Source organism: Rubrivirga sp. SAORIC476, from assembly GCF_002283555.1.
In the GTDB taxonomy this organism is placed as follows: Bacteria; Bacteroidota; Rhodothermia; order Rhodothermales; family Rubricoccaceae; genus Rubrivirga.
In genome coordinates this window covers 27,479-40,902 of the sequence record NZ_MVOI01000011.1, presented here as the reverse complement: position 1 = coordinate 40,902, position 13,424 = coordinate 27,479, and the positions used below count along the sequence as shown (strand labels likewise).

At 64.5% G+C, this 13,424-nt stretch carries 6 protein-coding genes; 2 read left to right on the top strand and 4 right to left on the bottom strand.

All coding sequences use genetic code 11. The features are described from left to right. Window positions 1-89 precede the first annotated feature (89 nt). From B1759_RS19450 to B1759_RS16640, 3 genes are all read right to left on the bottom strand, one after another. Window positions 90-998 carry a hypothetical protein gene (locus B1759_RS19450; RefSeq protein ID WP_143537451.1) on the bottom strand — a complete coding sequence of 303 codons (909 nt, stop codon included), beginning with the start codon at window positions 996-998 and terminating at the stop codon, window positions 90-92. A 91-nt stretch (window positions 999-1,089) separates the two neighbouring features. After that, on the bottom strand, window positions 1,090-2,409 hold the full coding sequence (locus B1759_RS16645; RefSeq protein WP_095516215.1) for a site-specific integrase: 1,320 nt from the start codon (window positions 2,407-2,409) through the stop codon (window positions 1,090-1,092). 350 nt (window positions 2,410-2,759) lie between these two features. Further along, window positions 2,760-3,824: a DNA cytosine methyltransferase gene (locus tag B1759_RS16640; RefSeq protein ID WP_095516214.1), complete on the bottom strand. Its 1,065-nt coding sequence runs from the start codon at window positions 3,822-3,824 to the stop codon at window positions 2,760-2,762. A 182-nt stretch (window positions 3,825-4,006) separates the two neighbouring features. Here B1759_RS16640 and B1759_RS16635 point away from each other — a divergent pair, with 182 nt between their 5' ends. Together B1759_RS16635 and B1759_RS16625 are read left to right on the top strand one after the other, a co-directional pair. Then, window positions 4,007-6,055 carry a hypothetical protein gene (locus B1759_RS16635; protein ID WP_143537450.1) on the top strand — a complete coding sequence of 683 codons (2,049 nt, stop codon included), beginning with the start codon at window positions 4,007-4,009 and terminating at the stop codon, window positions 6,053-6,055. A gap of 1,026 nt (window positions 6,056-7,081) precedes the next feature. Next, complete coding sequence (locus tag B1759_RS16625) at window positions 7,082-12,799, top strand: DEAD/DEAH box helicase (protein ID WP_095516211.1); 5,718 nt, start codon at window positions 7,082-7,084, stop codon at window positions 12,797-12,799. On the opposite strand, the gene B1759_RS16620 is transcribed toward B1759_RS16625, so the two are convergent. After that, a complete protein-coding gene (locus B1759_RS16620; protein WP_095516210.1) occupies window positions 12,796-13,341 on the bottom strand; it encodes a hypothetical protein in 546 nt (181 codons plus the stop codon). The two genes, B1759_RS16625 and B1759_RS16620, sit on opposite strands and share 4 nt — an antisense overlap. Window positions 13,342-13,424: the final 83 nt, after the last annotated feature.

Below are 13,424 nucleotides of genomic sequence, written 5' to 3'. Positions count from 1 at the left end.
CTCGCATGTCTACAGAGCATATTGTCCGAGAATGCTCAAGAATGCTCCGAACTGCACTACGGTATCTGCCCGTCGCCTCGGCGCGGGGATCATGCGATCCCGTCAAGGTATCCGAGGATAGTGTGGAATGGGTCCTTGTCGTAGCCGGGTGACCACTCGTCGATGATCGGTCCGTGGACATCAAGGTGCCGTTCCGATACGGCAGCCGCTGCTTGGCTCTTCGACATGCCCTTCACGTCGATGTAGAATCGAGCTGTCTGGATGATCCAGGACTTAAACGGTGCGTGCAGCTTTCGGCGGTCGGCTCGTATCACATCCGCTCGAGTCAGAGATGGCGGTAGCGACTGAGCCCTCTGTGTCTCCGTCCTCCATCGGGGTGACTCCCATGGTTCAACGGTGCCGAGAAGGCGGAATTCCGCCAGAACAGCCTCAAGAAGGTGTATCTGAAACATAAATCCTGACTGTGTTCGCTCGAAGAGATCGACGGCGTACTCCGATTCTGTGGACTTGCTCGCCAGCTTCTCGGCCCTCTCGCGTACTGTTGTGGAATGTGCTATCCGCGTCGTTGCCAAGGTCGGGTTCACATGGTTCGCGTGCGGACCTCCTTTGGTTATGTGAAATGTTATTCCGAAGGGAGATATGTTTTGGCCGTTTATTTGCTCTGATGCCCAAAAGCTAAATGACCACCCGGGTGCAACTACTTCAATATTTGATTCATTAATCAGGTCAAGGAGCTGATTTCCGGTAGTATCAAATCCATATTTGTTTCCCAGTCTTGAGACTAGGTCCAGTCCTGCTCTGAAGCTGGACGCATTCCGACTGGCCTCCTGTGTGAGTTCGTTCTGAATAGCCGCATCCGAATGGAGTCCCTCCCGAACTGCGACGAGCTCTGCATATCCCCCGCGCATCAACCTGTTCGCGTACGCATCCCATTGTGGGCGCACAAACGCAGAGTAGGCGGAGGACCAATCATCGGTCGTCTTCGCGTCTTGTGTCACCCAGAACGGTACGACAATGCCTCGGCGGACGTTCAGTAACTCTGAGATTTCCGTCCACGTGCGTAGGTCCGTCCGCTCTAGCGAGCGTCGCTTAAGAGGACTGTCCATTCTTCTCAGCGGCGAAGAGTTGATCGAGGTTGGCATCTAGGGCAGCTCCGTCGAAGCCTGCGAGGTAGTGCTCCGTGATGTTGAGCCCGGAGTGACCAAGCGCCTTCGAGATCGCGTACACGTCCCACCCTGCCTTTCGCGCGAGGTCCGCGAACGAGTGCCGCGCGATGTGGAACGAGAGCTTGGTGGGCATGGGCACGTCGGCGGTAGCCGCCAGCTTCGCCACGCGCTTGAGGTACTTGTTCGTGAGCGCGTTCTGGCTGGCTACTGCCGAGAGCATCCCCTTGGGCGTCGAGAGGTCGTACCCGTCGAGCATTCCGAACAGGAACGCCTCGGGTGGCTTCGGGGCACCGTCGGCGTCGGTGGCGTAGGCCCGCGCGATTGCGGCGGCCTGCGGGATGAGGCGGACGGCCACTCGCTTCTTCGTCTTGCCCATGCGATACGTGAGACGGAGGGCGCCCTCGGCGTCAGGGTCCTGTGATACGTCGCCACACCGTAGCCCGGCCACGTCCCCGAACCGGATGCCTGCCGCGTACAGCGAGAACAGGAAGGCGTCACGCGTACGGGTGTCCAGGCCGGCCCCGGCGCCGCTCGGCCCGAGGTCGAGGCGCTCGATGGCCCGCAGCTGCTCCACGGTCAACTTCGGTCGCTCTGGTCGCTGTGCTCGGGCAGGTGTGTACGCGAAGAACGGGTCCGACTCCCGCGGCACGAGCCCTTCGCGGATCGCCCGCCGATAGTGGATCTTGATGACGCCGATGTTGGCATGGACCGTGGACGCCTTGTTCTTCTTCACCCCGAGGAGGTGAGCCTCGAAGTCGCGGAGGAACTCGGGCGTGATCCGCTCGAAGGGGAGAGCGGCCCCGCTCGCCTCGGCGAACTCCCGCAGCTTCCCGACGACGACGGACTCACGACGGACCCTGCGGACGTTGCCCCCCTTGCCCACACCCTCCAAGAACCGCTCGACGTAGGCGAGGAAGCACCCGGTGGAACGATCCTCCTGCGGTGGAGCCGGGGCGACGGCTTCGCGGAGCGCTTCTAGCGTAATCGGCTCGCGGTCCATCAAGAGGCGGAGCCGCTCGTCTTCGACCTCCGCCAGCCGCTTGGCGATGAGTCCATTGATCCGCTCGGCGTGGGGGTGCCCCTTGCGGACTTCCTGTTTCCGGTCGTTCCAGTGGCGCGGGTGGAGATACACGCCGAGTGAGAGGTACACTGTCCGGCGGGTGTCCGTGAACCGGAGCCAGAGGGGGGCGTGACCGTCCGGCCTCGCCTTGGGGGTGCGGAGGATCGGGGTGACGGTCGCCATAGGTACAGGCCTGGGTACAGGTTTCGTAGGCCTATGTTAGAATCACGCGGTGTCAATGAGTGTCACACCGCCCCGTACGAATCGGGAAGGGTGATTAGGACCCCGTGCGGTCTCCCCTGATCTCCCGTTGTGCTACAGTCTCGGGCACAGAGCCTTCGGGCTAGGCCCCTAAGTCTCAACGACTTAGGGGCTTTTCTGTTGTGGGGCGTCAAAGGTGGTGCCAAAGGTTGTGGTCGCCTCAGCAACCCCCCGGCACTGGATGCTTCGCGATCATCGCAACTTTCGGCCTCGCCCCCCAGTTTTCCAAGTGAGTTGCTGAAAGCGGAGAGTTCAGATGAGACAGGCAGGACTCAACTGGACCCGCCGGACCCAACGATGGGGCTGCACCTTTGAGAGTAGGCTAGTTGATCAGCGATGGCACGGGCGAGGGCCTCAGCGACCGGGGGGGCTACCGCGTCGGAGACCATGCTGAACTGCTCTGAGAGAGTTCCCTTGAGCACGTAGTCGTGAGGGAACCCCTGGAGGCGCATGGCCTCGTACACGCTGAGTCGCCTCGTGCCGCTGGGATGGACGTGGACCTCGCGGTTGCCGTAAGCGACCGTGTAACTGGGCCTGTCCGGGTGGAGTGCTCGGAACGAACGGCTCGACGTCGAATCGCCGGGGACGATGGACCCGTCTGTGAACCGCCTAGATTTCGGAGCCATGCACCAGTGGTTCGGGTGCCAGCCGTCGGGGGAGTCCCGGTCCAGGCCCCGCTGGTAGTGGGTAGGGGGGGGGAGGCCATCGAGCACCTCGCTGACGGGCGTCTCTCGGTCGTCTCCTAAGGGGGGTGAGAACTTGACGCCTCCGTGGAGGGTCCGGTTGACGCCGACCACGAACACGCGATCACGGTGCTGGGGAACGCCGAAACGTAGAGCGTTGAGGCGGTGGCGAGTCACGGTAAATCCCGCGTCGTCAACCCTGGACTCGAACTCCTCCAGGTAATGAACGTGCCGATCGCTTAGGAGGCCTCGTACGTTTTCGAACACGAAGAAGCCGACAGCAAACTCGTTGCTCAGGCCCTCGATGATCTGCGCGTAGTGGTCGACAAGCGACGCTCTAGGATCGTCCGAATCCCGCTTGTGGACGTTTGCGAACGAGAAGGCCTGGCAGGGAGGGCCGCCTACTATCCCCAGGGGGGGAACTCCCGGCGACCTCTTCCTCCACTCAGTTGCCATCTCCGTCGGCGATACCACGGCGAGGTCACCCTGAAGCGCCTTTGCTCGCTCGTGGTTGTGGCGGTGGGTCCGTACACAGTGCGGGGCGGAATCATATGCCAGCCACGTCTCAAACCCGGCGGACTGGAAGCCCTCGTCCATGCCACCAGGGCCGCAGAAGAGACTAACGATCCGAGGGGCGGGGGAGAGAGATTCCATCAAGGGGCGCAGGCCGAGCGAGTGTATGTAGGTTGGTGCAACTAAGTTATGGGGTCAGCAGTCGAGAACGCAAAGTGTCGGCCGTTGCTCGATTGTGTGCAAATCGTTGTTGTTAAGTCGTTTGCCGTCCGGGTCCCGTAAATCCTTTTGGCGCGTTCCCGCGTTTTTGTCTAGATCTGTTCATGACCTACGAAGAGTGGAACGAGGTTCTAGCTGGACACTTTTTTACTCCTCGGCAGTCGGGGCGGAGGGTGTACCTCTGTGTGACCCGTGACTTGCTCGTCCAACTCTCTGGTGGGCGGGGCGACGCCCAAGAGGAGTTCATCGAGGTGGTTCGCGAAGGGCGGGGTTTTGGGAGCAACTACCCACTATTCGTCGGCGCTGCCAGGTGGGCTGATCGGTGGCGAAACCTGAGATTTAATGATCCGGAGATGTATCGGTACCCGCCCTACATCCCCGATCTGGCTCTCTCGGTCCTCGCTGCGGGCCACGGTGGAGAGAGCGAGTTCAGTACAGCGTCGTATTACCCCAGACTGTTCGACCTACTGGGCGAGAGGCCCGTGCCGGGCGGGTACCCACACTTCGATCAGCTCCGAGACGTCTGGCTCGACTTGGAGCGGTGGGCAAACATTGATGAGCGGGGGAGGCTGGGGACGTTCCGCGTCTTGACAACGTCGAGCAACAGGGTGCACGTCGGGATCCCCATCGCGCAAACGCTCCTCGCAGAGCGCGAGCGGGAAGCCCTAAAGAGGGCCTTCGCGGCTGTCGGCCTCCAGCCGAGCTTCCCGCCGGTCGAGTCCGTACTCGGAGCTATCGCTCTGAAGCATGTCGGCACGGACCTCCGACCCCGGACCCGCCGACTCCTTCATCCAGACACGCCGGACGAGGAGCTGAGGATCGCCCTCCTCGAAGCCATCTCCGACGAGCTGGAGGATTGGGATGGAGTCGCCGTAGCACGAGATGACGGGGACGCACTTCGTCGGTCTCGGAGCGGAGCGCTCGCTCTCTCGCTCCATGTCCCCTTGCTCGGAGCTCCTAGAGTCTCTCTCCGGTGTGTGGCGTCGGGGACGGTGCCCGAGGAGGGGTGGGACGTTGTGGTTCCTAAGCTGGGAAGGGGGGCGTGCGTGGAGGCGGCGGCGGGGTGGTCGACCGCAGTCGAAGCGGACGACGGCGCTCTCAGTCCCGCTCTGCTCGATTGGACCTCCCCAATCACGGCGGCGGATGACGGACACGGTGTCACGTTCCGGCGGGCCGGGTCCAGGGTAGTCCTCTTCGTGAGCGGCGAGTCCGTCGGGGTCGACGGGTATGTGGAATCGAACAGGCTTCCGCTTGGGGAGCCCTTCTTTGTAGCCGTAGAGGGGGCCTCTTCCGCTGCAGTCGAAGAGTGGGGGAGCGCCAGCTGCGACGGCTTCAAGGGGGTATTCGCTCAGTCGCTGCCCGAGGGGTGGGGACTGTATAGGGCCGACGCCGCCCGTTCGGACGAGGGGGTGGGGATGCACTTCAGCGCCCTGTCCGCCCCGGAGACTGTCCAACTCAGTCTCGTAGGCGGGGTGCGGCTCGGCCGTACCGCTGAGTACTTCAGCTTCTCGCCCCCGTCCCTCAGAGTTCAGAGCGCGCGCCCAGTGACAGTCAGGGTCGGGTCAACGGTGGTCGGCGAAGCAGTCGAGACGGGCACCCTCTCGATACCACCTGCAGTGCTTTCGGCGGGCGCGATCCGGGTTGAGGTGGTTGAAGGCGACGAAGTGGTGAAGGCGAGGGAGTTCTTCGTCCACGATGAGTTTGCCCTCGCGCCGTCGGAGGGGCCACAGTTCAACGTTTACGGTGAAGTTTCCGGAGGGGCCAACGGGACAGTATACCGGGGGGTCACGGTACACCCCACGCCTCCGAGCCCCCGTTCGTTTAACGTCCTCCCCGAGCTCCCGTCGTTCACCTCCCGGAGGGTCGTTCTGCTCGGGCGGGGGGTCGGTGAGGTCGCGGTGTGGCCGAAGGAGCCGCTGCCGACGGGGTGGGCCGCCATCTGGACAGTCCCAGTAGAGAAGCGGGGCCGCGCGGCCTACTGCGGGCCAACGGAATCCGTCCCCTCCCCCCAACGGCGTGCAGGCGCCAATCTCCGCAAAGCGAAGGAATGGAAGAAATGGCTCTATCAGTGGCGAAAAAAGATCGATCCTCCACGGCAGAATGGACTTGGAAAAGCGTGGAAGGAGTACGTATCGTTTGCTAGAAATGTCTAGCACAATGTCCACAATCCCACCGGACGACGCCCTCCTCTACGTGGCGTCTGCGCGGTCATCGCTGAGTTGGGACTCCTACAAGCGGGCCTACAGCCAGCTTCTGGCGGCGCTCCCCGAACGTTCGGCCGGTGAATCAGCGGGAGGCCCATACGGTGCCGCTCGGGCCCTCGACGTACTGGGGCACGTTGACCTCGCTTTTGAGGGAGGGAAGGGGGCGGTCCACGTAGCGCCGCCTACATTGGCTCGTCTTCCTATGGGAGGGCTCCCGCAGGCGGTCTTGTGCGGCGCTCGGACCGTGAGGACTGTTGAGCGTCTACGCGAAGCCGCCGAGGAGGCAGGTGGGCATATTGAGACCGGCCACCAAAGTGCGGGGACGGCCTTGCTCCCGACCCGCGTCGTCGTGAGGGCCGACGCGGAGGAGACCCTGGAGCGGGTGGCGGTAGCGTCAGGAGTCGGCTACGTAAATGCCCCGCCCGCCTGGCACTTCGCCTCTATGGGCGGGGACGTCGGTGACTACGTCGCCTCCCGGCCCCCCCGAACCGGGGCACTCTCGGAGTGGGCCTCGGCGACGTTTGATCCAGAGCGGCTCGCTTTCAATCCAGTCCGGGTGTGGGCCCCCACCGAGTCTCGAGTCCTCGGCCGCCACGTCGAACCCATCAGCCAACGCACCCGGTTCTTCCTCTGGGAAGGCTCGACTAGAAAGGAGGTCGACAAGGATTGGGGCCGGTACGCAGCGCTCTCCGCAACGGGCGCCCGGGCGCTGGCCTATGACAGGCGCCGGTTCATCCTGGGCGTGCCCGCGCGTCTACCGCTCCCGCGCGTCCTCGCCCGGTCTCTGTGCCTCTGCTCTGGGTACGCGCCCGCCGTAGAGAGGTCGCTACCAGGAGCCCCCTATGCCGGACAGGTCCACCTTCTCTTTCGGTGGGTCCCACCCAGCCTCGCTGAAGCGGTGGCCATTAGGGTCAGCCAGCGGCCTGTTGACTGCGAGATCGACATCCTCCACTGACGAAAACAAGACACCCGACCATGGTCGACCCAGTAGGAACGTTCGAAGGCATCGGCGACCGGTTCATCACGTACCTGAAGACCGCGTTCGGGACCCAGTTCCCGTCTGTAGAGGCGGAGCGCGAGGCGCTCCTCCGAGACCGGGAGGCCGCCGTCTTCCGGCAGGAGCCCTGGATAGAGCCGATCCCTGTCTACGAACAGGACCGCCCGTTGTCCGCGCTATCGAAGGACGACGTGCCCGGGCTCACCGACGCCGAACTCGACGACTTCAAGGGCCTCGCGTCCAGCGGGCTCGTCGGAGACTTTGCGCTCTACTCCCACCAGACTCAGATGCTCCGGCAGGCATCGGCGGGTGAGGACTGCGTAGTGACGTCGGGGACGGGCTCGGGAAAAACGGAATCATTCCTGCTCCCGCTGTTCGCGTACTTGGCCAAGGAGTCGGCGGGGTGGGCGTCCCCGACGGACCCAGCCCCCCACGCCAACGACTGGTGGAAGGACGGCGCGTGGAAGGCCTCGTTCAAGGACAAGAACAATAAGCTTACCGGCTCCTACCGGGTGTCCCAGAGGGGGCACGAGACGAGGAAGGCGGGGGTGAGAGCTCTCCTCGTCTACCCTATGAACGCACTCGTGGAGGACCAGATGACGCGGTTGCGGCGGGCCCTCGACTCGCCGTCCGCCCGCGAGTGGTTCGAGCGGAGCAGGAGCGGGAATCGGCTCTACTTCGGGCGCTACAACGGGGTCACGCCGGTCCCCGGCCACGAGTACAAAGCCACGGGGAATCCGAACAAGCCGAAGCTCGAGGCGCTCGCCTCTGCGCTCACAGCCGCAGACCGCGCCGCCGCCTACATCGACGAGTACGTCCGTGGGGGAGGGGACGAAGACGTGAGGTACTTCTTCCCCCGCCTCGACGGGTCTGAGATGCGTTCTCGGTGGGACATGCAGGACGCTCCGCCTGACATCCTCATCACGAACTTTAGCATGCTCAGCATCATGCTGATGAGGGACGTAGACAGCCCGATCTTCGCGGCGACGAGGAGGTGGCTAGAGGAGGACGGTAGCGTCTTCCACCTCGTCGTGGACGAACTCCACCTCTACCGAGGGACGGCGGGGACGGAGGTGGCGTACCTACTCCGACTCCTGTTGGACCGCCTCGGCCTGTACCCGGGCCACCCTAAACTCCGAGTCCTCGCGTCCAGCGCCTCATTGGAGCCCGGGAGCAACAAGAGCCTGAGGTTCCTGAGCGACTTTACAGGCACCGAGTGGCAGGGCGGACAGATCATCGAGGGGAACCTGGCCCCCGTTCCGGACACCGAATCACTACCCCCGCTTGACTCTGGTCCGTTCGTAGAGCTGTCTGAGGCCCTCGCTAACCTGCCGGGCGGTAGCGAGGGAAGTATAGCTGGGCAAGCGGCCGGGGCAGCTGCGGCGTCGCTGGGCTACCCCCCAGCGGCAGGGGAACCCCCGGTCGACGCGCTCCTGAGGGGCTTGTCCTCCTCCGAAGTTTCCCTAGGTGCGAGACTACGGAGCGCGTGCATTGAGGACGGTAAGTCCAGGGCCGTCTCGCTTACGTCGTTGGCCCGGCGCCTTTTTCCGGACGCAGGTGAGGACGCCGCCCGCACCGCCGTCCGAGGCGCGCTCATCGCTCGGGGACTCTGCGGCTCTGGCGCCCTCCCCAGCTTCCGCATGCACTGGCTCTTCCGCAATCTAGAGGGCCTCTGGGCGTGCACGAAGCCGGGGTGCGGGTGCGACCCGACGGCGGGTGACCGGCCCGTAGGCAAGTTGTACGCGGACGGGGGGCGGATCACTTGCGACGCGCCCGAGAGGCACCGCGTCTTGGAGACCCTCTACTGCGAGCAGTGCGGGACGATGTTCTTCGGGGGGAGGAGGGTGCCCCTCCCTGACAACGCCGGCGTCGAGCTCGTCCCGCTCGACCCCGACATCGAAGGGATCCCGGACCGTCGCCCCGCCCGCTTTGTCGAGCAGCAGAAGTACAGCGACTACGCGGTGTTCTGGCCCTCCTCGGATTCTCCCCAAGAGAACGAGTGGCGCCAACCACACCCCCCGCCTCGCGACCCGAGGGAAGACCCCGACACTGGGGCGTGGGTGCCAGCGTTTCTGTCCCCTGCTTCGGGTCGTGTAACGATGGATAGGCCCCCTGAAGACTACGTCGCAGGCTACCTCTTCAGGGTCCTAGACACGTCAGTGGGGAGCGAGAGGGCGGACTCGTTCGGAGCTCTTCCCGCCGTTTGCCCCTGTTGTGGGACTGACAGGTCATGGGGGCAGACGCGCCGGTCGCCGGTCCGTGGTTTTCGGACCGGCTTCTCGAAGGTGAGCCAGCTCCTGTCGAAGGAGCTGTTCGAGCGACTGACGCCGGAGGACCGGAAGCTCGTCATCTTCTCTGACAGCCGGGAAGACGCGGCGTCGGTGGCTAACCGGATGGAGAGGGCCCACTATCAGGACTTGGTCCGCGAGGTGATCGCAGCCGAGGTGCGGCAAGCGCTCGAAGGAGACCCCACGCTCCTCGCTGATCTAGAGAGGAAGGGCATCCCGGACGACAAGGAGGCCCTCGGGCCCCGAGAACGAGAGTTGGCTCGGCTCATAGAGCTGGCCGCCTTCTCAGACGAGTTCATTAGAGCGCTGCCTGAAGCTGCCCAGGATGGTATCCAGACCCAGAAGGCAGATGCGATCAAGGGGCTCGCCGCTCTCCGCGCCCTCCACGAGACGAAGACCGTCCCGCTCGCCCCGCTCGTCGAGTCGGATGGCCCCTTAGTACGTGGACTGGTGCGCTTGGGCGTCAACCCTGCGGGCGTGGACCGGAGGTATCAGGGGTTCAAGTTTGACGGGGCCTGGCGTCATTGGACGGAGCTCTTCGAGTTCGAGGGGGGAGGGCTGCGCGAAGGGCTTAGCGAGGACGCCAGGGAGGCCGGTCGGAATAAACTGCTCCCAAAATTGAGAGGGGAGGTGGCGTCCGCCCTCTTCGGTAGGCTCTACTTCGGGTTCGAAGCAGCAGGGCTGGGCACGGTCCGCCTTGACCTCCCGGCCGAGAGGCTCGCGCAGCTCGGGGGAGCCGTCGGGCTCCGGGGCGAACAGTTCGCCGAGGTCTGCACCGGGTTCGTCCGCGCGTTGGGCCAGCGGTACCGGTACGAGGAGGCGGATAGCAAGTACGGCAAGCCCGCCTGGGCAGACTTCAGCGGGGCCCGGAGTGTGATCCGCAGGTATGTAGAGACGTGCGCCGAGGCGCTTGGGGTGGACGCAGAGCAGCTCAAAGAAGCCGTTTGGAAAGCCGTCGCGGAGGAGGGGGGGCACGAGGGGCTCATTCTCCGAGTGCCTCGGCTGGCGGTCCGGGTCTCCGATGCGGAAGACCCGGTCTGGGCCTGCCCCTCCTGCACCCGTCCGCACCTCCACCGGTCGGGGGGCGTTTGCACGAACTGCCTGCAGCTCCTCCCGTCTAGTCCGGGGCTCCGGTGCGCGGACCTGCAGGCGACGAATTACTACGCCGACAGCGCGCTCGACTCGGTCGCACCGTTCCGACTCCACTGCGAGGAACTGACGGGGCAGACCGACGACCAGGCGGAGCGCCAGCGCCATTTCCGGAACGTCGTCGTCAATCTGGGGGACGAGGAGCGCACGTTAGTCCCGGTCGTCGACGAGATCGACCTCCTGAGCGTGACGACCACGATGGAGGTCGGGGTGGACATCGGCAGCCTCCAGGCTGTCGCGATGGCGAACATGCCCCCGATGAGGTTCAACTACCAGCAGCGGGCCGGTCGGGCCGGCCGACGGGGCCAAGCATACTCGGCCGCGTTGACGCTCTGCAGGGGGAGGAGCCACGACGAGTACTACTATAAGCACCCCCGACGGATCACCGGCGAGGAGTCCCCCGTCCCCTTCCTCTCGATGGGCCAGGAGGACATCGTCCGGCGACTCACAGCGAAGGAGGCCCTCCGTCGGGCCTTCCATGCCGCAGGCGCCAGGTGGCACGAGGTCGAACGCCCGCCCGACTCTCACGGCGAGTTCGGGGACGTCGCGACATGGCGGGGCAATGCAGATCGGAGAGAGGCGGTTCGTGCGTGGCTCCTCGAGAGCGGCGAGGTCGCCAACGTCGTCGCTGCGGTGTCCTTTGGAGTGCCTGGGATCGACAAGCCCTCACTTGTGGCGTACATCCGCGAGCAGCTGTTCTACCAGGTCGACGCGGCTGCGAACGATGAAGCGCTGTCTGGGGAGGGGCTCGCCGAGAGGCTGGCTGAGGGCGGAGTCCTGCCGATGTACGGGATGCCATCACGGGTCCGGGACCTTTACCACGGTGTGAAGTGGCCGAGGGGATTCCGGACGATCGACCGTGACCTCGACCTCTCGGTGAGCGAGTTTGCTCCTGGGGCGGAGCGGACGAAGGACAAGCGAGTGCACCAAGCGCTTGGCTTCACGGCCCCTCTATTCAAAAAGCACGGGGGCGGAATCGGGGCGCGCGGGGCTGCCCTGATCGGGAGGGAGTGGATGTCCCGGTGCGGTAAGTGCCAGTTCACGGACGTCGACCGAGCCCGGCCCCACCTCAATTCGTGCCCACAGTGCGCGGAGGCGGAGGACTTCAGGGTCTTCCAGATAGCCACGCCGGCCGGCTATAGGACCTCGCTCGGCCCGGGAAAGGATGCCGTGGAGGAGTACTCGGGCTCGGGGGCGTCGGCTCTCGCCGGTCGCTCAACGGATGCGGACTTCGAAACCGTAACCGGCACGAACACCAGTGCCAGCCTAGTGGGCTCCGGCCGGGTCTACCGGTTGAACGACAACCGGGGGCACCTCTTCCGGGGTAGCGTTGGTAAGACCACGCAGCTCGGCAGGACCATCGAGGACCAGTGGATCGAGGAACGCTACCACAGCGAAGAGGTCCGCCACGACACAAAGTTCCGTTTCGAGTCGACCGGCGCGCTGGAGGAGGTGGGGATTGTCGCACCCAAGACCACCGACGTCCTGTATCTCAGGCCCACCTCCGTCGCCCCGGGGTTGGTCTTGGACCCGGTCCGCCATGCCGGGGCCGTCAAGGCCGCGTACTACTCGGCTGGTTTTCTCCTGACCTACGCCTTCAGCGAGGTCCTGGACGTGGACCCGGAGGAGTTCGAGATCAGTGGGGTCCGGCAGGTGAGCGTGGGCGACGGGGCCGCCGGCGAGCTCGTCATCAGCGACTATCTGCCGAACGGTTCCGGGTTCACCCGTCGGCTCCGTCATGAATGGAGGGACCTACTCAGCGCTGTCCTTAGCCCTCAGAGTGACGAGTCGTTCCCCGCCTCTGTCCAAGCTCGGAGCCACCGGGAGACCTGCGATTCCTCGTGCTACGACTGCCTCCGGAGGTTCAGGAACATGACGTACCACGGCCTCCTCGACTGGCGCTTGGGGTTGGACCTCCTACGCGTTCTCCAGGACCCGGGCTACAACTGCGGTCTAGACGGCGAGTTCGTCGGGGCGAGCTTGGAGGGGTGGGTCGGCCGCGCAGCGGGCCTGCGGGACGTGTTCTGTTCCTCCTTCGGCGTCTCGGCCGGTGACTACGGAGGGCTCCCCGGTTTCGAACTAAGTGACCGGCGGCTCCGAGTCGTCGTCGTCCACCCGCTCTGGGAAACAGAGTCCCCCTCGGGCATCGTCTCTCAGGCACTGGAAGAAGCCCGCCACGGGGGGCGTTACGACGTACACGCGTTCGATACGTTCAACCTCACGCGCCGCATGAGTTGGCACCTCAAGAAGCTGACCTAGTCCGACGAGGGGCCTGGCGCACACAATTTCTCCTCCCATGTCCAGGCCCTTGCACCTACCCCGTAGAGGGGTGCCTCTCCCCCTGGCGTACTCCGCCACTCCTCCCACTCACCCTCTATCGGGTCAAAAGTGCGGATGACGTCTTCGGCGGCCTCGTATGCCCACTGCCCCTTACTGGTATGGGCTGCGATATCGCTCGCGACGCGTTTCGCGACCGGGAGCAGGAAGTACGGGACTGCAAACCCGTTCCAGGACTCGCCTCGTGTAAAGCCCTGGTAGGTGCCTGGTAGGCCGTCGAGGGCGAACACCGCCTCACGTAGTGGGGCGGGTGGACGGGAGGCAATCTCTTTCCCCGTGTCCGAGTCGTAGAATTTAAGGAGCCGGCCCATTGGGCTCAGCGCCATCTGGCGGGTCGCCGCCGTCCTAGCTTCCCAAAGGGAGGGGGCGTCGACTTCGAGGACTTCCTCAGCGCGATCGAGCTGGGTGCCGTCGAATGGGTCGGTCCCAGCCTCGCAGACGATCTTGATTCTGTGGCTGGCCATGCTAAGATGATCGGTGAGCGAAGCTAATGTAGGCGTCCCCATTCTCCGCCCACTCGGAAGTAGAGGCCCAGCCTACTTTTCGA